This is a genomic window from Peribacillus asahii, assembly GCF_004006295.1.
GTDB lineage: Bacteria > Bacillota > Bacilli > Bacillales > DSM-1321 > Peribacillus > Peribacillus asahii_A.
Map to the genome: position 1 here is coordinate 2,276,721 of NZ_CP026095.1, position 23,842 is coordinate 2,300,562.

Genomic DNA, 23,842 nt, shown 5'->3' on the forward strand with positions numbered 1-23,842 from the left:
TTAAACTTACCGATAAGAAAAACCCTATTTTCTTTATTTACAGCACCTTTTAAGAAATTTGGATATCTATATTAAAGTTTATAAGAGATTGTGAAGGTTTGTACGTAAACTACTATGTAAGAATGTATTTTCTGTGGTGAGACATAGCTTTATGGTAGGCTAATGGGACAGGTTAGTTAAATGGCGAATGATTCGATTGAATAAAGAATACATGATAAAATGGGGACGAGTGAAGAAAAATAGTATAGACTTCTAAAATATAGATACCTTTCGACAAATAGAAAGGAAGGAGCGGGAGTACATGGATATAAAAGTGAATTACAAGATAATAAAAGAAATGTGCGGTACCGTCTCCTTCAAAAGAGGAGACTCTTTTTATCGAGCGAGTAAAGTAACATTTAACCAGTATAGCTCTGATTTCTGTGAAGCCACCGTTAATGGAACGGAAGATTTTCATGTCACAATTGAAAAAGACGGGACAGGGAACATTCAGACGAAATGCAGCTGTCCTACGCTGCCGAATTTTCAAAAGTGTTGCCAACACATTGCGGCAGTTTTATTAGCTATTTATGAACATCAACGTCAAGGAACGTTTCCTATCGATGTACAAGGCATGCAATCCAATCATGGAGAGCTGACAGAAGAATTCATAACGCTCTTCAATGACAGACCAACTCGAACAAGTGGACATCAGCTTCATTTTGAAAAAAGAGAAGTACTTGATGTCATGTTTACCTGTAAACCGTTCTCCATCGGGAACGGTCAGTACTTGTTTGGAATAGAAGTAAAGATTGGTCATATGAAGCTACAAAATATTCGAGGCTTTCTACAGAACGTAAAACATGGGGAACCTAGTACACTATCCTCTACATTTAGGTATAATCCAAGCCTTCATTGCTTTTCAAACGATTCAGATGCAGTTATTCATCAACTCATCCGGGTCGTCCAGGATGAAAAGTCCTTTTTGGAAGCATTACCGAACCTTTCTGACTGTACAGTTCGTAATCAAACATTACTTATTCCACCATCCACTTGGATGGGGCTCGTTCCTTTACTTACAAAGACCCCATTGGTAACGATTGAGCATAATGGTCATTCTTTTGAAAGCCTGCGAATTCTGGATGGACCACCTCCTCTACAGTTTACATTTGAAGAAATCGAAGGTGACGATTACCAATTGACGATTAGAGGCTTTGACCGAATGGTCGTTTTGAATTTCTATAGTTCTGTGCTATGTGACGGAATAGTCTTTCAGTTAGAAGGACAGGACTGTGAACGATTATCCAAACTAAAGCAAATGCTAGCATCTCCGGATACGAATCACATTCCGATTCCACATGAACAAATGGATTTTTTTCTAAAAAAGATTGTACCAGGTCTGAAAAAAATTGGTGATGTTCAACTGTCTAAAGCGTTATCTCAAGAGATTACGAAAACGCCGCTTGTTGCCAAGCTTTATTTGGATCGTCTGAAAAATCGACTGCTGGCAGGACTAGAATTTCAATATGAAAATGTTGTTATTCAACCATTAGAAAGCCGAGACATCCCAACAGGACCAATGATTATAAGGAATCTGGAAAAGGAAGAGGAAATCCTTCAGCTCATGGAGGGGAGCGGGTTTTCCAAAACAGAGGGCGGTTATTATATGCAAAATGAAGCACTGGAATATGAATTTTTATATCATGTTGTTCCAAAGCTTCATCCACTCGTCCAAATTTATGCGACAACAGCTGTTCGAAATCGCATCGTGAGAAAGAATGCTCATCCAAAAATTAGAGTGAAGGTTAAAAAAGAACGCACCAATTGGCTGGAATTCAAATTTGAGATGGACGGAATTGCTGACAAACAGATTCGGGAGATTTTAGCAGCACTAGAAGAAAAGCGAAAATATTACCGCCTTCCAAATGGATCACTTCTATCTCTTGAGACAAAGGAAATGAAAGAAATCCATCGTTTTCTGAATGAAGTTCCGGTTCAGGATGAAAACTTTGAAGCTAGTCTAAATATGCCTATTATTCAAAGTCTTAAACACCTTGATTTTATTGATGATAGTCAAGTCTTCACAGTAGAGGAATCGTTCAGTCAGTTTCTTGATCATATACTTAACCCAGGTAACTTGAATTTTGAGGTGCCGCAAAGTTTAGATAACATATTAAGGGACTATCAAAAACACGGATATAAATGGATGAAAATAATCGCTAGCTATGGATTTGGCGGTGTTCTAGCCGATGATATGGGGCTTGGCAAAACGTTGCAAAGTATTACTTTTATTGTTTCTGAGCTTTCAAGCATTCGTGATAGGAGTCTTCCAGTTCTCATTGTTTGCCCGTCATCCTTAACGTATAACTGGCTACATGAAATGATGAAATTTGCTCCTAATCTTCAAGCAATCGTCCTAGATGGGAATAAAGCGGATCGAAAAAAGCTACAAAAGGATATCAAAAATATAGATGTCATTATTACGTCCTATCCGTTACTACGTCAGGATATAAAGTGGTATGAGGATCAAACGTTTCATACTGTTTTCTTTGATGAGGCACAGACATTTAAAAATCCATTGACCCAAACGGCTCGAGCTGTTAAAAGAATACAGGCAAATAATCGTTTCGGCCTTACAGGAACACCGGTGGAAAACTCACTTGAAGAGCTTTGGTCGATTTATCATATTGTCTTTCCACAGCTATTCCAAGGATTAAAGGAATATAGTCATCTTTCAAGGAAAACAATTGCTCGAAGGGTTCGTCCTTTTTTATTTCGTAGAATAAAAGAGGAGGTACTTGCCGAGTTACCTGAAAAAATTGAGTCGCTTGAAGTATCAGAGCTGCTGCCTGAACAAAAGAAGCTCTATGCAGCATATTTGGCGAAGCTGCGACATGATACATTGAAACACCTGGACAAGGATACTATTCGAAAAAACCGTATTAGAATTTTAGCGGGATTGACAAGATTGCGACAAATTTGTTGTCACCCTGCCTTGTTTGTAGATGGCTATACGGGAAGCTCAGCAAAATACGAGCAGTTGCTACAAATACTAGAGGAATCAAGACTTTCTGGAAGAAGGGTGTTAATATTTTCCCAATTCACAAAAATGCTTGAGCTGATAGGTAGAGAGATAACAATGCGAGGTCAAACGTATTTTTATCTTGATGGACAAACCCCTTCAGAAGAAAGAGTGGAAATCTGCAATCGATTTAATGATGGTGAGCGAGATTTGTTTCTTATTTCTCTAAAAGCAGGAGGTACAGGGTTAAACCTAACAGGTGCGGATACAGTCATCTTATATGATCTTTGGTGGAATCCTGCGGTCGAGGAGCAAGCGGCAGACCGTGCTCATCGAATTGGTCAGAAAAATGTTGTACAGGTTATCAAGCTTGTTGCCCGTGGCACAATAGAAGAAAAAATGAATGAGCTCCAAGAAAAAAAGAGAGAGCTTATTGCAGACATTATCGATTCAGAAGAAAAAGCATCAGTCATTTTAACCGAAGAGGATATTCGTGAAATTTTGATGATATAAAAAATATAAGAGAGGCACTACTTTCGTACGGAGTAGTGCTTTTTTAACGTTTTAGGGCGGGTTATTAGCTTACTTTTATTTTAAGGAACATTGGTTTATATAAATTAAGAAGAATATCTACATCTTTAAACAAAATAATACAGAGACGAATGGAGGACGATACTGACATGGAGAGCGTATCAAATGTAGATAAATTGGAATCAATAAAATCCTTCCAATCAACAATTAGAAAACTTGAAAAAACCTTGGCTACGATGACTCAGAAAGGCGCAAATACTGCCTTAGTAAAGAAACGACTCAAAGCTAGTTATATCGGCTTAGCCATGCTGGAAAACGTTTGGAATCAAAGACTCCATCATTACACCCTGGAAGATTTAGCGGAAGCCCGCAATGTTCTTACTGGTTTATTTCCATCAATTGAGAACAGTTATGCTAAGTTAAAGGCAGGTAGTCCCCAAAAAACGCTTTTAGAACGAAGAATTAAAGCGTTGGATCTAGCTGTTCAAGCGATTGACGACCTTTCCAATGGAATAGCTAAATAGAGTAATCGAAAGGGATTTCCAATCCTAATTCAAGCCATAAAAATTACTTATTAAAAACTGGTTCCTACCGTTACAAAAAGCCATATATATAGAATAAAAGCCTAACAGGAGTAGATATTCATTGGACAAACAAAATAGCCGATTTAGATGGGTTGTATTTGCTTCTGTATTGTTTACTTATTTATTAATGTCAAGCCAACGTACTGCTCCGGGATTGATTATCGACCAAGTAATGTTGGATTTTAATGTAACAGCAACAACAATTGGGTTACTGACAAGTATCCAATTTTTTGTGTATACGGGTTTGCAAATTCCGATGGGGATTTTGGCTGATCGTTTTGGACCCAATTTCTTTCTAATTATTGGTGCAATCCTTACAGGTTTAGGTACAATCCTTTATAGCTTTGGCACGAATGAATTTTTCTTATTTTTTTCCAGAATTTTAACCGGGACGGGGGATGCGACCATCTGGGTCAATATGGTGTTAATTTTGAGCCAATGGTTTAATGCAAAGGAATTTACACGATTAATTGGTATAGCAGCAATGACGGGAAGCCTTGGTTTCCTTTTGGCGACAGTTCCTTTCTCCTTATTGATTGACTTCCTTGGTTGGAGGGCAGCATTTTTTTTAGCGGGACTACTGCTATGCTTATGTGGCATTCTCCTTTATTTTGTACTTTTAAAAAAACCAAAACAATCGGTATTTATAAAAAATGAAGTACAACGTGAAAAAACATTGGTTTTACTACGAAGAATATTTTCGAATCGGCAAGCATGGGCTTTATTCTTTTGTCACTTTGGAATTGTTGGAACGTATGTTGGATTTATCAGTTCGTGGGGAGTGCCCTATGGGATGAATGTGTATGGAATGACACGTTCAGATGCGAGTCAACTTATTATGATTGGTCTGATCGGGGCACTTATTGGTGCTCCTCTAGCTAGTTGGATTTCTAGTCAGTTAGAAACAATTAAATGGCCGTATGTTGTTGTTCATATCATTCTTTTATCGACTTGGTCAATCTTTCTTTTATTTAATGGGAATCCTCCATTTTTCTTGTTAACTATACTTTTCTTTATTATTGGCCTTGCATATGGGGCAAATGCCTTAACTTTTGCTGCCGTTCGTCAATCTTTTCCTATCATAGAATCTGGTATTGTCTCTGGGTTTGCGAATACGGGTGGATTTCTAAGTGCCGTATTGCTGCCAAGTATTTTTGGAAAACTATTGGATTATTTTCAAACTGCTTCAGGTAGTATAAGCGATGGATACTACTATGGTTTCATCACTCCAGTTATCTTCTCCATGATTGGCCTGATTGGAGTGCTTTTGATTAAGGAAAAGCGCCAGCTGCAGGAGGTAAAGTCAATATCTACTTATTTTAAATAGTGTCGCTAAAATACTGTAATCTGGTTAATTTCTATTTAAAATCTTTACAAGTGCCATACTTCAAGAAGGGAGTATGGCTATTCTTATTAAAGTAAAAAGAAGCAGGTCAGTTGAATAATTCTGCTGATTGTTGAAAAAGTATATTTCCGCAGATGAAGGTACTACTGCTAAGTATTTAAAGTCATATGAAGTAATGCATTCTTTATTTGAAATTGATAATGATCCATTAATTACATATGAAAATAAATTATATATTGAATGGGGAAAGGCATCTGTGAAATGGTCTCAAAAAGGAACTAATGAAAAAATCATTACACAGTTAGTGAATACAAGTCAATTTGTCTTTCCAGGATACGAAAATTGTACAGGGATAATAAAATTGTTTAAAAAACGCCAGTCATGTTATTGTTATTCAACAATCGGGCCAGATTGTGGAACAACACTTAAAAAGGTAATTGGTATACAGAGAAGAAGATTGTCAAGAAATGTACTTAAGCTAACGGGAGTTTAGTTGAAGTACATTCCTTCACAAAGTTAGAATGAATAATGAATTCATGCAAATTAACATACTAAGACCAAATAATTCGAACATGAGGTGAGTATGATGAATCGGGTCGGAAAATATGCCATTCAAAAAGATATGGACGAAACGGAATTGTTGAAAATGGTACTTGAACTTCCGGAAAAAGATAAAATGTTAATGTGGTCAGAGGGGTATATCGACCTTGTTATTAATAAATTGCCGGAGTATGGTAAGGATATTTTGGTGATTCGCAAAGATAAATGGGAAGATACGAAAGCCTATTACCAAGACCAACTTGACGACATCCTTTCAAAAGAAGAAGTAAAAATGAAAATGAAGAGCGAACGAAAAGAATTCGCTCTTTTTGTCATGGAGAATTTTAAGAAGTTTCAATCTTTACTCTTTTTGTGTTATGACGGTAATTTAAAAGATGTTGATTTAAGAAAATTCATTTACCGGAAGAGATATGGAACAAGAAAAAATTATTTAAAATAAGAAAAAAATAAACTATCGAGGGCGTTAGTTCAAGAAGAACAGTCACTTCTTACACTAACGAATACAGGTTAGTGTAAGAAGAACTGGCTAAAATATTCTTATAGGTAGTATTGATATAATTAGTAAATGGAGGCAAATGATGAACTTTTTTGATTGGAAAATCGAAATGGCAGACGGTTTAAAACCGTATATAGATATTAAAAATAAAAGAATGGCTATTCTTACAACTGAGGATGATGAAATTCATATGGCTTTAGAATTTGATGAAAACAACAATTTAGTTATGCACCCAAGATGGAATATAAACATTATTATCTTAGGTGATAAACATTTGAAATTCACTACAAATTCATAAAGTTATTCTTCAAGTAACGGGTAAAACGTACTTAAAAGAAAGCTACAAGCAATTTCGTTTGGTTATAACCGTAATTAAAAAGAATAGGTGATTTAGGCGGTACAGTATTTTGGGGAAGTGCAGATTTTAAAGAACAACTGTTAACTTCTAGATTAAGCGAACGTTGATAATCGATCATTCTCATTTGCATTAGAATCCCACCTTAAAGATTTTTTAGCAAGGAATTTACATAGTATTTCAATTGGAGGACAAAATTTATCATCGTATTATGATCAAAATAATCGAGTTGGTATAGAGTATTAAACTGACATAGGTCCAATAGATATTCTAGCTGCAGATGAAACTGTATTGAACTTAAAGTAGGAAGTGGTTGTTTCAAGAAGTGTCATTTGGAGCTAACCATTTTTCTTTATTGATGTGAATATAATGGGAATATACACTTGACTGTAGTTTGAATAAGAAAGTGAGCGGGGAATTTTGAAGATATCTGAGGTACATGAAAGGTATTTGTTTACAAATGAAGAAAGAGGATTACATAAATAAAAAGACTGTACATTTACCCTTTGAAATTATTCCAGATGAGATATTTCAAAGGGTAAAAGCATACGATTACAAATAATATACAGTGTGAGAAACTAGAAACAAAAAACAGCATCTGGAGCAATATGATATTTTAAAATAATTATCCTATGGTCATAACCCGTTATTTTTAGCATTTTATCCAAATTTGCACATACTAATATAATAATTAAAGTGTGAAATCAACTTACTTTTATTTGTTTTTTTTAAGGAACACTCGTTTATATATATAATAAAAAAAATGCCTATAATTAAGAAGAATATCTACATTTATTATTTTTGATTAATAACAGATCTAGACAAATATGAAACCCAAATAGTAAGATTATCTGATTGTGCTATTCGTGATGTAATGTATAACCAATTACACAACAAGTGACTAAAGCGTGAAATTCTATTTATCTTATCGTGTCTAGGTTATGCGGGTTAAAGGAAAAGAATATTTACCACGATTAGCCGAGATTATTTACAAACAAAAATATGAAATCGGAAAATATATAAATTATAAAAGAATGAATATGTCGCAGCATTCAAAAGAACAAATGATGTTTATAGAAAATTTATTAAACTATGAAGAATTCGATACTTTTTGTGATATGGATGTGGGGGATAGTTATAATATAGGTTATTTTATTTTTTTACATTTTTCTAGTTTACATAATATATATTCTTGGTAGTCGTTTTTTTATTAGATATCAAGTCTCAAAAACTAAGATTACTTATGATATTGAGACGAGATGAATTTTTTATGTTTATTTTTATAAATAAATTAAATTACTTAAAATAAATACGACCAGCCATTTATTTAAGTAATTATTGGTGGTCGTATAAATCATCAAAAAATTAATTAATACTTAATACAATGATTATTATTTTTTAATATTTAAGTAGTTTGTTATAAAAAGCTCCTTAGGAAATTAATTTAAGTATAATATTTTTCCGTTAAATAAAATTAAAATAAAACTCTTTACTTTTAAACAAGAATACAATCAATTAGTCCAATGAGATGGCTTCTGTATGTGCGTTGGTAATATCGTTTTACTATTGCCTTTAGCGGAATTAACTTGCATTTGAGTTAAAAACATACTTGTAGAAAGATTTGCTCCATTTAAATTCGCATCACGCAAATCAGCTCCAATAAAATCAACACCCCTTAGATCTGAGTTTCGTAAATCAGCAGCAATTAAATAGGCTCCTCGTAAATCAGTCGTTCTTAAATCTTTTCCTGTTAAGTTTTTTCCAACCCAATCAACGCCCCTGTATTTTTTGCCTTTCTTAATAGCAAACACTTTCGAGCTTAGTTCATTTCGAATATATTCACTTGTTTCTAAAAGTAATTCGTTTACAGGGATTCGACACTCTACAATATTTAATGATAATAAGCTATCAGCATCCATATCCGTAAGACTTTGCAATTTTTCTAATTGTTTATTTAACTTATCCTGTAATGAATGTGACACCTCATAAGTTAATGCTTCAGCGATAAATGCAATCATTTCATATAATTGTTCCATGACCGGAAATACACGAAACATTTTTTCAGCAATCTCAGGGTGCTCTTGCCAACTTTGGCCATTGAAAGTAACTTGAGAAACTTTTTGACCAGCTCCCAAACAATCAAATACGGTACATCCCTTAAATCCTTTTTCTCTTAGACTCTCATGAATCTTACATCGAAAATCTCTTTGTAGATTAGGACAAGGTGTTCCAGCGATTTTATTGATTGCAAAATCACTTGATGCTGCAACATTAAGCGCTGTACAACAGAGTCCAAAGCAACTCGTACAATCAGCTTTTAAACTTTTTCTAAGATTTTTGGCTGTTTCATTATCCATTTTTATACCCTCTTAAAACTTCTTAATTTTCGATTAGAAAAAACCAACATCATTAGTCGTTGGTTTTTTGCTATGCATACATATTAGTATTAAAAGTTAAATCCTACCTTCGTTTCACTATCTGAATCCCAGGATAACTCTTTACTTTTTCGATTATCCGCTTTTAATTCGTTGCAAATATCTAATACGTCTACTTGCTGTTCATAATGCCATTGAAGCGCGACGGCATTATATACCTCGTTTAATTGTGCAAATGAAAAACCATCTGTTGAATTTGCAATCAGTGTTAGATCTTTTTTAGAGATTAGATTAGTAATGTTTTTCTTTAGTAAATATTGATAACGCATTTCTTGCGTTGGTCCTTTTATTTCATAAGCGCGATCAAATCGTCCTGAACGGTTAATAAGCGCTGGATCGATTTTTTCTGGATAATTTGTTGTTCCAATTAAAAAAATGCCTTCCTTAGACGTTGCCCCATCTAATGTATTAAGGAATACTGAACGTACTTCTTCTGGCATGGAGTCAATATCTTCAATAACTAAGACCATTGGCGCCATTTTCGCAACAGATGAAAATACTTCTTTAATCGAATAACTTGTTGTATATTCTGTAATTTGCCAGTATGCTACAGGTGCTGAAATACTGTTTGCAATCGATTTAACAAGCGTTGTTTTTCCGTTTCCGGGTTTACCATACAGTAAAATTCCTCGTTTATACGGAATTTGATACGTTTTGAAAAACTCTCCGCTGTTTGTGAAAAATTCATCAATCGAGCGGTAAATTTGCTTTTTCATAGACTCTTCTAAAAAAACATCCTCACGTGTAACTAGATTCGTAATCTTTTCTTTTTCATTTTCAACGCCGTCTTCCGTATCAATAAATACAGTTACATAATCTTTAATATATTCGCGTTTCCGCTTTAATACATACGTTAAAAAGTTCCCTAATACCTGTTCATTTTCCGCAAATACATAATCATGTTCCATATTGTCATGTGCTTGATAAATTGGCATTCGTACGAGCGCAATCTGATAGTCTGGATAATAGTATAAATGATTATTAATACTTGCTTTAACAAGGAATTCCATTTGCTTATCGTTATGATTAGATGAAATGACACCTGCTTCTACACAATCATACACAGTAGCAAGTGATTGAACACGATCAGGATGAATGATTAAATCTTCTTCAAGTACTTCCCAAATTTCATTAGAGGTTTCACCATCAGAAAATAGTTGAAATTCCTTTCCTGTTTCTTCTGTAAGCTTTTTTTGTATGTTATGAATAGCAAACGCATAATTATAATATTGTGGTGCCGATTCTATACTCGTTTTAGAAAATTGAATAATAGATTGATGGTTTACTTTACTCACTACATCCCTTCCTCTCTACGTAAATCACCTACAATTTTACATGAAAGGAATAAAAAAGAACACTAAAACCCATTTAAGGTTTAGTGTTCTTTTTCTTTAATCATACAAAGCGGATTTCGCTAACAGTGTAATCGTTGCATCATCCATTGGTGGATTGTGCAGTCCTGCACGAACGTCACAATAATAACGCTGTAGCGGATTGTTTCTCTGCAAGCTCTTTGCACCAACGACACGCATTGCTTTATCCACAACTGAAATAGCATGATTTGTAACAGAATGCTTCACCGCTCCTAATTCTTTCATTAAGAATGGACGCTGCTCTGGTTGTTGTTCCCACTTTTCAGCAACAGAGTAAAGAAAATGGCGTGCCTCTGCTAGTTCTAATTCGATTTCACCAATTGTACGTTGCACATTTGGCAAATCACGAATTGGGCTTGGAAGACTATTCGGCTTATACGTTTTCGCAAACTCAACGGCATAGTTCCTAGCTGCCGCAGCAATGCCTAAATAACACGCTGGAATATGTAAAAGCCACCCTTCACCTTGTTTCTTTCCTGGCTGCTGCCGCACAACTAAATACTTTTCTGGTACTGCTACATCTTGTAGTACTAAATCATGGCTGCCTGTTCCTTGCATAGATACCATATCCCATGTTTCTTCAATACTTACACCGTCTAGATTTCGATGAATTAAAAAAGTCCCCATGATCTCTTCTTCTGGTATCCAAGCTGTAACAAGAATAATGTCTAAAATATATGAAAGTGTCGTGAACGTTTTTCGTCCAGTGATACTCCATTGATTACCTTGTTTAGTGGCTATTGTCTCAGGACGTGCACCACGTGTAGGGCTGCCTGAATTCGGCTCTGTTGCCGCTGTATTCACAATCGCGCCCTTTGCTACTTCCTGAAAAAATTCATCCAGTACATCAGAATTCCATGGCTTTTTTTCAGTTAACGAAAGGACGGTCCCAACATGCCAGCCAATAGCTAATGCTGTCGGTCCACACTGAGTAGCAATCGCTTCTTGTGCTAGTAGGAAATCATATAACGAACCTCCGCTCCCACCGTATTCTTTCGCTAATGTTAATGTAGGATAACCGAACTCCTTAAGCTCTTTCATATTTTCAAAAGGAAAACCTCTTGATTCATCAAGTGCTTCAGCACGTTCTGAAAATAATTGAATGGCTGCATTTAAGCTATTGATATAATCCTCTTGTTCCTTTGATTGAAAAAATGGCACGTAACATCATCCTTCCTAATAAAACACAATATCTACTTTAATTCTATCACTTTAGTCAACGTTGCCGCTCCCACTCTTGATTAAGTCGTTCCAATGCTTCAGGCCCTGTATCATCAGCTAAACGATAGGCTCCGTAATGCATAGGGATAAAAAAGTCTCCTGACAATTCAAAAAACGCTCGTACCGCATCTTCTGGAGTAATATGAGAATCACTCATAAACCATTCTGGTTCATAGGCCCCAATTGGCATGAGGACATATTGAAGCTTAAATTTCTCAGCAATTTCTTGAAAACCACGAAAATAACCGGTATCTTCTACAAAATAAAAAGAAGTTTTCTCATTCTGTAGCACCCATCCACGCCAATGTGAGGTATTTGTATCAAATAAAGTACGTCTTGTCCAATGTTGTGCCGGAACAAAGGAAAGTGTCACTTCTCCTGCTTGAAAAGAATCCCACCAATTTGCTTCATATGTATGTTGATAGCCTCTTCTAACAAATACTTTTTTTAGCCCATGTGGTACATAAAAAGTCGGATTCCCTTTCAAACGTCGAATGGTACCAAAATCAAGATGATCATAATGGCCGTGTGAAATCACAACAACATCAATTTCAGGTAGATCCTCAAGTAATATACCAGGCTTTGTTTGTCTCTTTTGTACACCTTGTCTTTTTGCCCAAACGGGATCAGTTAAAATATTCAGGCCATTCAATTGCAGCAAAAACGTTGAATGGCCAATCCATGTAATTGAAGGATGAGAACTATTTGCTTGTAGTTGCTTAATCTGTTTCTGCTCTGCATGTGGAATTTGCTGTAATAAGTCTTTCTTTTTCTGGCGTCTTTCCTTCTGCCATTTCCAAAGATCCTTCATTGATTTCATGTTTGTTATCTAGATTCTCATAACGTTTTTTCATACCTTCATTCCTTTTCTAAAAACGAGAGAACACTCGCTAAATATTTTTGTACTTCTTGAACATGATGAGCGGCAGAATCTGCAATCTGTTTATAATGGTATTGCCCTTCGTCTGTAATACGTAAATAACGCTTCGTTCGCTTCTCACTTTCCCAGCGTCCAACAAGCAGCCCCATTTCCTCCATTTCATGAGACAGATCATACAGATACCCATTGCTTGCAATCCAACCAAATTTATGTTTGAGCAAATCCGCAATCTCTCCCATATAAATCGGTTTTTTTGAAAATAAAGTTTTCAGCGTCACATAACGAACTAAGTCTTTTACAGAAACAATTTTTGAAATATATGACCTATATTCTTCGGGAAGATCATGTGTAACTGCTGGATTAGGCCCTGATCCTGTTAAATCATATACAAACCGATCAATCACCAATTTGACTTCTGTAAAACGAGCAGAGAAATTATTTTGATACCATGCGAATAATTCTTTCCCTTTATCCGTAATTTGATAATAATTCCTTCTTTTTTCCGTGTATAATGAAAGATGATCGGATCCAACAAGTTGTTTGGCGATTTTACATAAATAGTCATAACTATGTACTTTTCCTGTAAAAGAGCTCTTTAATTCACCATGAATCGCCCGTGGATAATTTCTTTTTTTCGACAAAGAATGAAGTAAAAATAACGTTAAAAATTCTCTTTGACTCAATCCAATCGACTCAACAGAAGCAGTTAGCTTTTCTCCCTTCTCCATCCATACCCCTCCATAACATTTCTATCAGAAAACTCGCTAGAATATTTTTTTCTTAGTCTTAATTCCATTATCCTGTGTTGGAACAAAATAGTAAAGTATTTAGGTTAGTTCATGACAGGAACACTAGTTCTTGTTTTTTTATAGACAAAGCCTCACTAACTTCTATATAATAGAATGGAAATAAACGTTATGGTTGGATGACCTTAGGTAACGTTGTGCTTTAATAAAGGAGTGATTACATGAAACAACAAGCAACCCCCTATTTAATATTTAACGGAAATGCGAGACAAGCGTTAGAATTATACAAAGAAGTATTTCAAGGTGAAGTTGTTGAATTACAAACTTACGGTGAAGCGGATTTCCCAACTCCTCCAGAAGCTGATGATCTCATCATTCATGCGAAATTTAGAAAAGATTCTTTATTTCTTATGATTTCTGATGTGTCCCCTAACCAACCTTATGAGACTGGCAATAACATTTCACTTGTTCTTGAATTAGAAAGCAAAGAAGAAATTCAACACATTTACACTCAATTAAGTCAAAAAGGTTCTATTCTAATGGAATTACAAGACACTTTCTGGGGTGCTAAATATGCAAAAGTTCAAGATCCATTCGGTGTAATTTGGGATTTGAATTATACAAAAGCGTAACTGACAGACTCCCGCTCTTTCACAATTTGTGAGGGAGTTTTTTGGTGTAGCCTTGAAATGAAGTAATAAAGAGATTTACATAGTGTCACATCACGATGCTTTAATGATTCTCCTTTAAAACGCAACCAAATCTCATCGTCAGCCATAACACCATGTGTTTTACGGACAATTGCCCACCGATTATAGCTATTTAAACCAAGGGAAGCTAGTAATTGATTTGCATTAACTCTTGTTTCAGGGAATACACGCCACTTTAACCATCTTTCCAACTCATCTTTTGTAATGTATCCCTCTAGATTAGGTGAAAATTGCTTATTAAATCCTTTGATATAATTGATTACGTAATTGAAAGAGTAGCTCTACCTAAATCGTACGGGGCTTTGTCTAACTTTTCAAGCAACAACGAACGCTTGATGAAAGGTTCTCCTTCATATAAGTCTAATTGTTTTTTAATGAAGAGCTAAAAGGTTTTGATTTCACTTGTCTTGTTAAAATATCTATAGGTTTGCTGAGTGGATAATCCCTTACATCCGGTAATAAGCTTAAACCATGATCCAAAATCGGAGCTAGCTGCCAAGATTCTGTTTGGGGATTAAATAAAAACAGAATATTATTTGTATGACGATCTTCATTCAGAATGAATACATCAAATGCTAGCATTTGTGCAACTTCATGTGTAACATCTAATCCTGTGAAGTGGAATACTTTCTCCATAATCAAATGAAATTTATCCTCTGTGGAGTAGCGGGTGTTGTTTAAAATATCATCAGTTGCTTCAAAGTTCGCTTCAAATAAGCGTTCTAGTGTTACCTCTTGTAAAGGACCACGAAAATCGTATTAAAAAGAGAGTTCGTTCGATGTTAGGATTGAAACCTTTTCGTACAGCCCAATCTATCCTTAAGGGAATAGAAGCGATGCATATCATTAAAAAAGGACAACTTGCTTTACAGGACAAGTCTGTCCAAAATCGAGTGAAGTTCATTCATCAACTATTTGGAATCGCTGCATAAGAACAGATTCCATTAGGAATCTATATACCTCTTTCAAATAAATGCAGTCTTTGCACCAGAACCCTTAAATCGTTATCAGTAAATCTATTATTTTTTATCATAATTATTTTTTTATTGATAAATTAGGAACGCTAGTTAATAAAAAAGTTCAGTCCTTTGACTGAGCCTAAATGACTTTCCAATTTATTTTATTCTTCTTGCGGCTTGTTGGAGCGGATCCCAGACTCCATTATATGGAGGTGAATATGCTAAGTCTAAATCTAGCAATTGCTCAGCTGTCATAGAATGAAATAAAGCCGTTGCAAGTACATCGATTCTCTTATCTATCCCCTTTTCTCCAATAATTTGTCCCCCAAGAATTTTATGTGATTTATTATGTACTAATAATTTCAAGGTCATTTTTTTAGCATTTGGATAATAGCCTGCAATATCAGATGTTTTTATCGTAACTGTTTGATAGGGAATGTTTAATAATGTTGCCTCTCTTTCTGATAATCCTGTCTTTCCAAGTGTTAAACTGAAGAATTTAATAATAGAGGTTCCTAATACACCTTTAAAAGTTTTTGGAATATTAATTATGTTTAATCCTGCAATTTGACCTTGCTTATTTGCATGTGTTCCTAATGGAATATGATCATCCTTTTCTTTGATTCGATGGTATTGTGTTGCACAATCGCCTGCTGCATATACATCTTCAATATTTGTTTGCATATATGCATTTACTTGGATTGCACCATTTACACTTGTAATGATTCCAGTCTTATCTAAAAAAGAAGTATTTGGCCGTACACCAACAGCAACTAGAACAAGATCAGTCTCAATCTCCCCTTTATCAGTCTTTATAAATTCAACTTTATCTTCGCCAAGAAAAGCTTCTACAGATTCACTCATTCTAAGATCAATGTTTTGCTTCTTTGCTTCTTCATGGATAAGCTCTGCCATTTCTTCATCAAAAATTTTTGCTAATTGTTCATTTCGTTCAATGATTGTTACCTTCTTACCCAATTCCGCAAAACTCTCAGCCATTTCAAGCCCAATATATCCGCCGCCAATTACCGTGACATTTTTAACATCCCTTTCAAGGGATTCTATGATTCGCTTTGCATCTGGAATCGTCTTTAAAGTGAATATACCCGAAAGATGAGCACCTTCCCACTCAGGTATAACCGGGCTTACGCCAGTAGCTATAAGGAGACGGTCATATGACAAATAAAACTTCTCTTCATTTGCATGGTTTATCCCATACACTTGTTTATTTTTTGTATCAACTTGGCAAACCTCATGTAAGATTCGTGCATCAATTCCGTATTTTTCTTTAAATTCAGTCTGTGTCCGAGCTATTAATTTATCTGTTGAATCAATTTTATTGCTAATCACATAAGGGAGCCCACATTGGCCATATGAGTATACTTCTCCCATTTCAAGAACAGTAATCTGGTGATCTGAGCTATTCCTTACAATTTGCATGGCAGCACTCATACCTGCTGCATCTCCGCCAATAATTATTATCTTCATCTACAATCCCTCCACCTGCTTATTTTCCCTTTACAGTTTGTTTTTTAAACGTAAAAGGCGCTCAACTTGAAACTAAAGTCAGTTTTTACACCTGACACAAAGAAGGATTCTGGTGCAAAAATGGTTTCAAAAAAACATAGGACATGAATTTCCTGCTAACTTACGGATTATGATGCGATGCCAAATAGTTTATCAATGAATTCTTTTCGATTTTGGGCAGACTTCACCCCTTGGTGAACTTGCCCTTTTTTCATCATATGCATGGCTTCAATGCCACGTACTATTGAAATAGCAGTTTCATACGTTTTGAATCCCAGCATGGAGCGGACTCGAGAGGGTCCATATAAGCGTATTCGAGGTGATCATTTTTTAATATTAATACTCTAAACACGCAGAACACCGTTCATAAATGGAACAGTGTTCAAAAAAGTAGTTATTTAATTTTCTTCATCCTATACTCAATTTTCCAAAAATAAATAACAATAAAGTCGTTTTAAACCTGCGTATTCTTCCGCAATCGGCCCGATTGTTGAAGATCAATTAATTCATTTTTTTAAAACTTCCCCCCTATTAAATTTCAATAAGTATAGGAACAATCATTGGCTTTTTCTTAGTATGTGTATATACATATTGTCGTATTGATTTTTTTATTTGTTTTTTCATTACATTCCATTGGTTTCTATTTGCTTCTTGTAGCTCGTTAACAATTTCTGTAGTAAGTCGATTAACGTCTCGGCGGAATTCCGAGAAATCTCTATCCATAAATCCACGAGAAATGGTATCGGGTTCAGAAAGCAGTTTTCTTTCCGCTTTGCTCATAGTTAAAACAATCATGAGCATTCCATCCTCTGAAAGCTGTTTGCGGTCTCGTAACACAAATTCCCCAACATTACCGACATCCCCCCCGTCTACGTAGGTATTCCCAACCGGTATTTTCCGGGTCTGACGGGCAATGGTATGTTCAATATCGACGACATCGCCATTATTGATGATAAACGTGTTTCCTTGCTCTACTCCAACGGATTCAGCTAACAAACGGTGATGGTGTAACATTCTAAATTCACCGTGAATGGGAATAAAATATTTTGGTTTCATTAATGTAAGCATTAGTTTTAAATCTTCTTGATAACCATGGCCGGAAACATGCATTCCGGATGTACTTCCTAATCCATAAATCACTTTGGCTCCAAGTGCAAATAAGTTGTCTACGATACTCGTGACATTTCGTTCATTCCCGGGTATTGGACCTGCTGCAAAGATAACCGTATCTTCAGGTAAAATGTCGACACCGCGAAAGTTTCCAGTGGACAGGCGGGCAAGAGCAGCCAATGGTTCTCCTTGACTCCCGGTGCATAAAATAGCCACCTTTTCAGGAGCCATTTCATTGATTTCATGTGGGTCAATTAACATTCCATCAGGAACTGTTAAATAACCATGTTCCATAGCAACCGCTACGACCTTAACCATACTTCGTCCAAGCAACGCAAGTTTTCGATTTGTTTTTTGCGCTGCATTCACGACTTGCTGAACGCGACTAATATTTGAAGCAAAGGTAGAAAGAATAACTTTGCGTTCGGCTTTCATGAAAGTTGCTTCCACATGTTCACCTACCATTTGTTCCGATGGGGTCAAACCAGGACGTTCTGCATTGGTACTCTCAGACAATAGAAGCAAGACCCCTTCTTTGCCGATTTCAGCCATTTTATGAATATCCGAATGCTCATTATTCGCAGGTGTTAAATCGAACTTGAAGTCCCCCGTATGTACAATATTACCCTCTGGTGTGTGAAAGACCATTCCCAAGCAATCAGGAATACTATGGGTTACTTTGAAAAAGCTCACACTCATTTCTCCGATTTTTAAGTTTGAGTTTGAGTTGATTTCAACAAGTTCACTTTCTCTTAGAAGTTTATGTTCTTTTAATTTGATTTCAATTAATCCTAGTGTGAAGCGTGTGGCATAAACGGGTACATTCAATTTTTTTAAGAAGAACGGGATCCCCCCGATATGATCTTCATGTCCATGTGTGACAATTAAAGCCCTGACTTTATCTTTATTTTCTACTAAGTAAGCTATATCAGGGATAATCAAATCAATTCCTAATAAACTTTCATCTGGAAACTTATTACCACAGTCGATAATCACGATATCGTTTGAATATTCGATTGCATACATATTTTTCCCGATTTCATTCAAGCCGCCTAAGGCGAAGATAGATAATGCATTCTCTTTTGTACTCAAATTTATATCCTCCCACTTTAAATTTATAAAAAGATTCAGCGCAAGAAGGCTTTACCCTGCTGACAATAATGTGACCATTGGAAACTCTTACTTTCCCTACGTTTTTATTTACATACTCCAGAAATCATCATAATCAACGTTTTTTCCTGTTAAGTCACGCAAGGCCTTTATAACCTTTCGGGCATTCTGCATTGTTGGTCCATTTTCATGTTCTACCTGGCATAATCTGCTGATTGTACCCCGACTAACCCCACTCTTTTCAACAACTTCCTGTTGCGTTAATTCGTGACGATCTAAGAACTTACCAAACTTGGAACGCCTTTTTCCTAATGAAAACCAATCCATACATGAACCTCCTTGGCAGATACGAAATGTTAAGATTCGCCTCTTTTCATCAAGCTTGGTCAACAATTTAATTTTTTAAACTTCACGAAAATTATAATACAAGAGGGTCTAGACTTTTGTTTCATTTTCCGAGAGTGTCTAGAGCTTTGTGTCAAAAAAGAATACGTAATTGAGTACGTTCGCTCAAAGAAAAGAGCCAAATACTCCGCTTCTACCCTTCTTGGTTACGTCCATGAATATATGAAATTTTTCAATTGGTTACAACATGAAGGTATTTCGAAAGTTGAACATATTCGAGATACCCAGCTCTCTGTTTTAGAAACATTAACCAAGAAAAATGCAGAGTTTTACAAAGAATTTTTAGAAGAAGAAATCATAAGCACAGAGAAAGAAAAAGAACAAGGAATTATAAAAAAGCGTTCTGTTGATGCTGTTGCAAGGAATATTAACGCCATTAAGTCCCTCTTCAACTATCTTACTACAGAGACTGAAAATGAAGAAACTGGTGAATGCTACTTCTATCGCAATGTCTTTAGTAAAATTAAAGTGTTTAAAAAAGATGAAACAGCAGACGAGCAAAAAAAATAAGCTCTATTATTCTTACCAATCAAGAAATCAATGAATTTTTAGTATATCTAAAAGATAGATATGAGCATTCTCTAGAAGCACGACAAAAAGCCTCCTTCCTGCGAGATAAAGAAAGAGATATTGCTTTAATTAGTATGATGCTTGGCAGCGGTATTCGAGTGAGTGAAATTGCCTCATTAACATTTAAAGATATTAATTTACAAAAAGAACAAATCGATATTATTAGAAAAGGTAATAAGGCAGATACGGTAGCAGTCCTCCCTTCTGCCTTAGAGGATTTAAAAGATTATTTAGGGATTCGAGATTTAAGGTATCCTGGTTCCAAACAAACACCTTATGTTTTCGTATCGAAATATGCAGGTGCTTCAAGACCCCTCTCTGTAAGAGCAATTCAAAATTTAGTGAACAAGTATACAGGGGCCTTTAATTCACAAGAACAGTTTGATTCTGGACAATCTTTAAGCCCCCATAAATTAAGACATAGCTTTGCTACAGAATGGATTAAAAATGGCGGTAATATTATATTGTTGCGCGATCAATTGGGACATAACTCAATTGAAACAACACAAAAGTATACGAATTTATCATCCGAAGAAAGTAAAAAAGTTATGAAGGATATTGAAAAATCTAGAGATTAAACAGAAGTTTTTTACACAGCAAGGTAGCTCTCCCCTTCTGTCCGAAAACCCGAAAAAAGTTACTAATAGATACTAAGCCTAAAACAATTATAGAGGTTTTTGGAATGTCTGAACAACATACAGACTATCACCTACATCGTGAGTATAAGATCAACCATTTTAACAGTTTAAAGCCAAGTTATAACTTATGGTATTGGGATGCATTTAATAAGTCTGAAAAGCCCCCATTACCTCCTAAAAATAAATGAAAGTGGAATGGTTTATGAGAAATGACGTCATTTTACATAAGATAAGTGTAATTGAACGCTGTAAAAAACGAATTCTCGATGTGTATGGCCAAAACCCCAATAACCTAAAGGACCTTACGAAACAAGACTCAATCATCCTTCATATTCAGAGAGCTTGTCAGGCTTGTATTGATTTAGCCATGCATATCGTGGCTCAGAAGCGGCTTGGTTTACCGAGAAATAGTCGTGATGCTTTTGATATGCTTCAATCCCATTCCGTTATTGATGAGGACATTTCCTATCGCATGAAGATGATAGTAGAGTTTAAGAATATAGCTGTAAAAGATTACGGAAACCTTAATCTAGACACGTTGCAGCAAATCATCGAACAACATATAGATGATTTTACTGATTTCACTAAGCAGATTTTAAAATATTAATAGACGTCAAGGAGCGGTGGAATTTTTATAACAGTCTTAATCTCATGAACCTTTATAAATTAAGATACCGGTTAAATCGTAAAAAACCCTAAAGCTAAAGTTGAAGCTACGCTTTTAGGGTTTTTTATTGGATGAAAATAAATTATTTACATCTACTCTTTTCAGTTTTGCTTCTACGGATTTAAGCGTAGACTCTGATAAAGATTCCTCTAATTTAACACTTCTTACTAAGCTCAGAAGCAATTTAGCCATTTCCCCAGATGAGTCTTTTCTATTTGCTAGGTAAATGCAAAAAAACACCTTATTTATGGTGCTAGAGCCCCCGTTAGTAAACTTACTTACCCTATAATAAACATTAAGGTTTTAATTATTTTTCCCTTGTCTTAAGTTTTGCTCAGCTTCTGCTATTGCTATAGAAATATCAGTAAGTGGCTGACTTAATATTTCTCCATGTCCAACAGCAAGTAAAGGTGGTTTGAAACTTTGTATTTTTTGGGCACTTTTTAAAGCAATCTCCTTACTCCACGTTCCCTTGGCTGGGAATGGAAACGATGGTCTAATTTGACCTGCCACCGCCAGACCTCCTTCGGTTTGAAAAGCATCTCCTACTATCAATGCTTTATTTCGCGTGTCAAAAAATGACATTGAACCGGGTGTGTGTCCTGGTGTAAATAACGCTTGTAAGGAACCTATACGTTCTCCATCTTGTAGCAAAAGATCTATATCCGATATGATTTTCTTAGGGAATATTCCACGAACTGGAGTTTGTGGTTCATCTCCATTTAAAGATAAATCTCCATTCATGAGTGGTGCTTCTCTGTGAGAAATATATATTCTACTGTGGGGTGTTTGTTGTTTTATCGAGTCTAGTCCGCCTATATGGTCATGATGTGCATGAGTCAAAATAATATTGTTTATAGGTTTTCCTATATCATTTGCAACTCTTAGAATATTTTCTACATGTTCTTCCATAGCTGTATCAATAAGAGTTAAGTATTCATTTTCTTCGACAAGATAACAATTAACAGATAAACCTCTAGAATTGTAGAATGTGATCTTGTATAACATTTTCACTTGAGTAATTTGCATAATAACCTCCCCCTCCGTATAAATCAATAAGCCGTTTACTATGATATATTTTATCTATTGCTTGTAAATTCCTGCTATCACTAAACTGCTTCATACTTTAAGTACACAATTTCACAATCTATTCTAAAATTCAACATAGAGTTCCAATTTTCTTTGAATGTGTTATTCAACAATATAGCCCTATAATGAAAAAAAGCACTTCCTTATTATGATCTGACCCCTGTCAAGTAGACATAAAAAAATAAGCGCAGTTAAGAAGCCTGACTTCTATATTCGATAGGAGTCAGGTTGTTTAGCTTGGTTTGAAACCTTTCGTGGTTATAAAAGTGAATGTAGTCTTTAATAGCCCTTCTAACCTCTTGTGAAGTTTTAAAAGTATGCAGGTTAAAACATTCTGTTTTTAAATGACTAAAGAAATTTTCCATACTAGCGTTATCCCAACAGTTGCCCTTTCTAGACATACTAGCTTTCATTTTATTTCTTGTGAGTAGCTGATTATAGTTATGGGAAGTGTATTGGTATCCTTGATCACTATGGAGAAGGAGTCCCTTTACATTCCTTCCTTTTATGGCTTTTTTAAGAGTATCCAAGACTAGTTTATAATCATTACGTCTACTAATTTGGTACGCAACAACTTCGTTATTATATAGGTCTTTGATGGCAGACAAGTATAGTTTCTGTCCATTGAAAATGAGGTACGTAATATCCGTTACCCACTTTTCATTAGGGCGAGAAGCGTAAAAGGATCTATTTAAATAATTATTCGAGATAAGATAAGGTTCTTTCTTACCGTAATAAATTCGTTTCTTCCTGATAATTGCTTTAATACCTAGCTCACTTAGTAACCGTTGAACTTTTTTGTGATTAATATGAATATCATAGGTCCTCTTTAACCAAATTTGTATTCTTCTATAGCCATAGATGCCCTTATATTTCTGATGACATTCTATTATTTTCTGCTTTAGCTTCTCATCCTCTATCTGCTTTTCCGAAGGTAATGCTTTACGCTTTATCCACTTGTAGTATCCACTTCTTGATACTTTAGCTAGATGACAAAGTAGCTGTATAGAGTGAGCTTGTTTAGATAAATCATTAATGATTGGAAATAGAATACTAGGTTTTAGATTCATTCCTCCTTTCACATCTTTAAAAGCTTTTTTAATAGTTCATTCTCAGCTTCTAATCGCTTTATTTTCTGTTGGGTATTTTCAAAGGTAGATGAAGAGACTCTACTAGACCCACTTTTTCTGCCACGTTTTTCTCTAAGACCAACCATCCCATCTTCACTAAACTGTTTAACCCATCGTTGTATGTTTTTTCGATGAGTGTTTAATTCTCTGGAAACGGCTGCATAATTCTTCTTTTGATGAAATAAATCCACTGCTTTTTTCTTGAATGATATATCATAAGTCTCTGCTTTTTTCTCCATAAAAAATACCCCCTTAATAATAGACAGATTAATGCGCTTTTTAAAACGTGTCTACTATAAGGGGAGCATACCAATTCAAGAATAGCGCCCGTTTCTTGAATAAACAGGAACTTATATTTGCTGTATTACTAAAGCCTGAAATTCATTCAAGTTAATCAAT

The 23,842-nt window shown here is 35.3% G+C and carries 24 protein-coding genes and 2 pseudogenes; 11 read left to right on the forward strand and 15 right to left on the reverse strand.

Annotated elements, in window-relative coordinates; all coding sequences use genetic code 11:
• Window positions 1–301 precede the first annotated feature (301 nt).
• The 6 genes from BAOM_RS10995 (at window position 302) to BAOM_RS11020 (ending at window position 6,816) form a co-directional block, all read left to right on the forward strand.
• Complete coding sequence (locus BAOM_RS10995) at window positions 302–3,514, forward strand: DEAD/DEAH box helicase (protein WP_127760321.1); 3,213 nt, start codon at window positions 302–304, stop codon at window positions 3,512–3,514.
• 167 nt (window positions 3,515–3,681) lie between these two features.
• Window positions 3,682–4,056 (forward strand): hypothetical protein, encoded by a 375-nt coding sequence (locus tag BAOM_RS11000; RefSeq protein ID WP_127760322.1) that lies wholly within the window; start codon window positions 3,682–3,684, stop codon window positions 4,054–4,056.
• A gap of 121 nt (window positions 4,057–4,177) precedes the next feature.
• Window positions 4,178–5,443: an MFS transporter gene (locus tag BAOM_RS11005; RefSeq protein ID WP_127760323.1), complete on the forward strand. Its 1,266-nt coding sequence runs from the start codon at window positions 4,178–4,180 to the stop codon at window positions 5,441–5,443.
• A 127-nt stretch (window positions 5,444–5,570) separates the two neighbouring features.
• Entirely contained in the window at window positions 5,571–5,954 is a 384-nt protein-coding gene (locus BAOM_RS24990; RefSeq protein WP_252283443.1) for a hypothetical protein, read from the forward strand.
• A gap of 90 nt (window positions 5,955–6,044) precedes the next feature.
• Window positions 6,045–6,461, forward strand: coding sequence for a hypothetical protein (locus BAOM_RS11015; RefSeq protein ID WP_252283444.1), 417 nt, complete (start codon window positions 6,045–6,047; stop codon window positions 6,459–6,461).
• Between the two features lie 136 nt (window positions 6,462–6,597).
• Complete coding sequence (locus BAOM_RS11020; protein WP_252283445.1) at window positions 6,598–6,816, forward strand: hypothetical protein; 219 nt, start codon at window positions 6,598–6,600, stop codon at window positions 6,814–6,816.
• 31 nt (window positions 6,817–6,847) lie between these two features.
• Here the strand turns inward: BAOM_RS11020 and BAOM_RS24380 are convergent, their stop codons facing one another.
• From BAOM_RS24380 to BAOM_RS11045, 6 genes are all read right to left on the reverse strand, one after another.
• A complete protein-coding gene (locus tag BAOM_RS24380) occupies window positions 6,848–7,006 on the reverse strand; it encodes a hypothetical protein (RefSeq protein ID WP_164853194.1) in 159 nt (52 codons plus the stop codon).
• A gap of 1,378 nt (window positions 7,007–8,384) precedes the next feature.
• Window positions 8,385–9,230, reverse strand: coding sequence for a pentapeptide repeat-containing protein (locus BAOM_RS11025; protein ID WP_127760324.1), 846 nt, complete (start codon window positions 9,228–9,230; stop codon window positions 8,385–8,387).
• A gap of 89 nt (window positions 9,231–9,319) precedes the next feature.
• Window positions 9,320–10,603: an AAA family ATPase gene (locus BAOM_RS11030; RefSeq protein ID WP_127760325.1), complete on the reverse strand. Its 1,284-nt coding sequence runs from the start codon at window positions 10,601–10,603 to the stop codon at window positions 9,320–9,322.
• A gap of 96 nt (window positions 10,604–10,699) precedes the next feature.
• A complete protein-coding gene (locus BAOM_RS11035; RefSeq protein WP_127760326.1) occupies window positions 10,700–11,842 on the reverse strand; it encodes an acyl-CoA dehydrogenase family protein in 1,143 nt (380 codons plus the stop codon).
• Between the two features lie 55 nt (window positions 11,843–11,897).
• Entirely contained in the window at window positions 11,898–12,722 is an 825-nt protein-coding gene (locus tag BAOM_RS11040; protein ID WP_127760327.1) for an MBL fold metallo-hydrolase, read from the reverse strand.
• A gap of 38 nt (window positions 12,723–12,760) precedes the next feature.
• On the reverse strand, window positions 12,761–13,510 hold the full coding sequence (locus BAOM_RS11045) for a helix-turn-helix transcriptional regulator (protein ID WP_127760328.1): 750 nt from the start codon (window positions 13,508–13,510) through the stop codon (window positions 12,761–12,763).
• Between the two features lie 239 nt (window positions 13,511–13,749).
• On the opposite strand from BAOM_RS11045, the gene BAOM_RS11050 reads away from it, so the two are divergent.
• Entirely contained in the window at window positions 13,750–14,160 is a 411-nt protein-coding gene (locus BAOM_RS11050) for a VOC family protein (RefSeq protein ID WP_127760329.1), read from the forward strand.
• Here BAOM_RS11050 and BAOM_RS11055 read toward each other — a convergent pair.
• Both BAOM_RS11055 and BAOM_RS24995 read right to left on the reverse strand, forming a co-directional pair.
• The gene (locus tag BAOM_RS11055) at window positions 14,145–14,429 is read right to left on the reverse strand and encodes a hypothetical protein (protein ID WP_252283446.1); all 285 of its coding nucleotides are present in this window, start codon (window positions 14,427–14,429) and stop codon (window positions 14,145–14,147) included. The two genes, BAOM_RS11050 and BAOM_RS11055, sit on opposite strands and share 16 nt — an antisense overlap.
• Before the next feature lie 169 nt (window positions 14,430–14,598).
• Window positions 14,599–14,880 carry a hypothetical protein gene (locus BAOM_RS24995; RefSeq protein WP_353737947.1) on the reverse strand — a complete coding sequence of 94 codons (282 nt, stop codon included), beginning with the start codon at window positions 14,878–14,880 and terminating at the stop codon, window positions 14,599–14,601.
• A 113-nt stretch (window positions 14,881–14,993) separates the two neighbouring features.
• Here BAOM_RS24995 and BAOM_RS11065 point away from each other — a divergent pair.
• Window positions 14,994–15,170 (forward strand): annotated as a pseudogene (locus BAOM_RS11065) (IS6 family transposase); the annotation flags it as partial.
• Window positions 15,171–15,353: 183 nt separating this feature from the next.
• Here the strand turns inward: BAOM_RS11065 and BAOM_RS11070 are convergent.
• From BAOM_RS11070 to BAOM_RS11085, 4 genes and pseudogenes are all read right to left on the reverse strand, one after another.
• Window positions 15,354–16,685: a CoA-disulfide reductase gene (locus tag BAOM_RS11070; protein WP_127760330.1), complete on the reverse strand. Its 1,332-nt coding sequence runs from the start codon at window positions 16,683–16,685 to the stop codon at window positions 15,354–15,356.
• Between the two features lie 167 nt (window positions 16,686–16,852).
• Window positions 16,853–17,017 (reverse strand): annotated as a pseudogene (locus BAOM_RS11075) (IS6 family transposase); the annotation flags it as partial.
• Between the two features lie 238 nt (window positions 17,018–17,255).
• The gene (locus tag BAOM_RS11080) at window positions 17,256–18,926 is read right to left on the reverse strand and encodes a ribonuclease J (RefSeq protein ID WP_127760331.1); all 1,671 of its coding nucleotides are present in this window, start codon (window positions 18,924–18,926) and stop codon (window positions 17,256–17,258) included.
• A gap of 108 nt (window positions 18,927–19,034) precedes the next feature.
• Window positions 19,035–19,271: a helix-turn-helix transcriptional regulator gene (locus tag BAOM_RS11085; protein WP_127760332.1), complete on the reverse strand. Its 237-nt coding sequence runs from the start codon at window positions 19,269–19,271 to the stop codon at window positions 19,035–19,037.
• Between the two features lie 240 nt (window positions 19,272–19,511).
• Between BAOM_RS11085 and BAOM_RS11090 the strand changes: the two genes are divergently transcribed.
• The 3 genes from BAOM_RS11090 to hepT all read left to right on the forward strand — a co-directional run bounded on the left by BAOM_RS11090 (window position 19,512) and on the right by hepT (window position 21,164).
• Window positions 19,512–19,859, forward strand: coding sequence for a site-specific integrase (locus BAOM_RS11090; protein ID WP_127760333.1), 348 nt, complete (start codon window positions 19,512–19,514; stop codon window positions 19,857–19,859).
• A 98-nt stretch (window positions 19,860–19,957) separates the two neighbouring features.
• On the forward strand, window positions 19,958–20,497 hold the full coding sequence (locus BAOM_RS11095; protein WP_257467704.1) for a tyrosine-type recombinase/integrase: 540 nt from the start codon (window positions 19,958–19,960) through the stop codon (window positions 20,495–20,497).
• A gap of 262 nt (window positions 20,498–20,759) precedes the next feature.
• Window positions 20,760–21,164, forward strand: coding sequence for a type VII toxin-antitoxin system HepT family RNase toxin (gene hepT / locus BAOM_RS11100; protein WP_127760335.1), 405 nt, complete (start codon window positions 20,760–20,762; stop codon window positions 21,162–21,164).
• Between the two features lie 363 nt (window positions 21,165–21,527).
• Here the strand turns inward: hepT and BAOM_RS11105 are convergent, their stop codons facing one another.
• The 3 genes from BAOM_RS11105 to BAOM_RS11115 form a co-directional block, all read right to left on the reverse strand.
• Window positions 21,528–22,253 carry an MBL fold metallo-hydrolase gene (locus BAOM_RS11105; protein ID WP_127760336.1) on the reverse strand — a complete coding sequence of 242 codons (726 nt, stop codon included), beginning with the start codon at window positions 22,251–22,253 and terminating at the stop codon, window positions 21,528–21,530.
• Between the two features lie 251 nt (window positions 22,254–22,504).
• Entirely contained in the window at window positions 22,505–23,383 is an 879-nt protein-coding gene (locus BAOM_RS11110; protein WP_127759246.1) for an IS3 family transposase, read from the reverse strand.
• A gap of 8 nt (window positions 23,384–23,391) precedes the next feature.
• On the reverse strand, window positions 23,392–23,682 hold the full coding sequence (locus BAOM_RS11115; protein ID WP_127759245.1) for a helix-turn-helix domain-containing protein: 291 nt from the start codon (window positions 23,680–23,682) through the stop codon (window positions 23,392–23,394).
• Window positions 23,683–23,842: the final 160 nt, after the last annotated feature.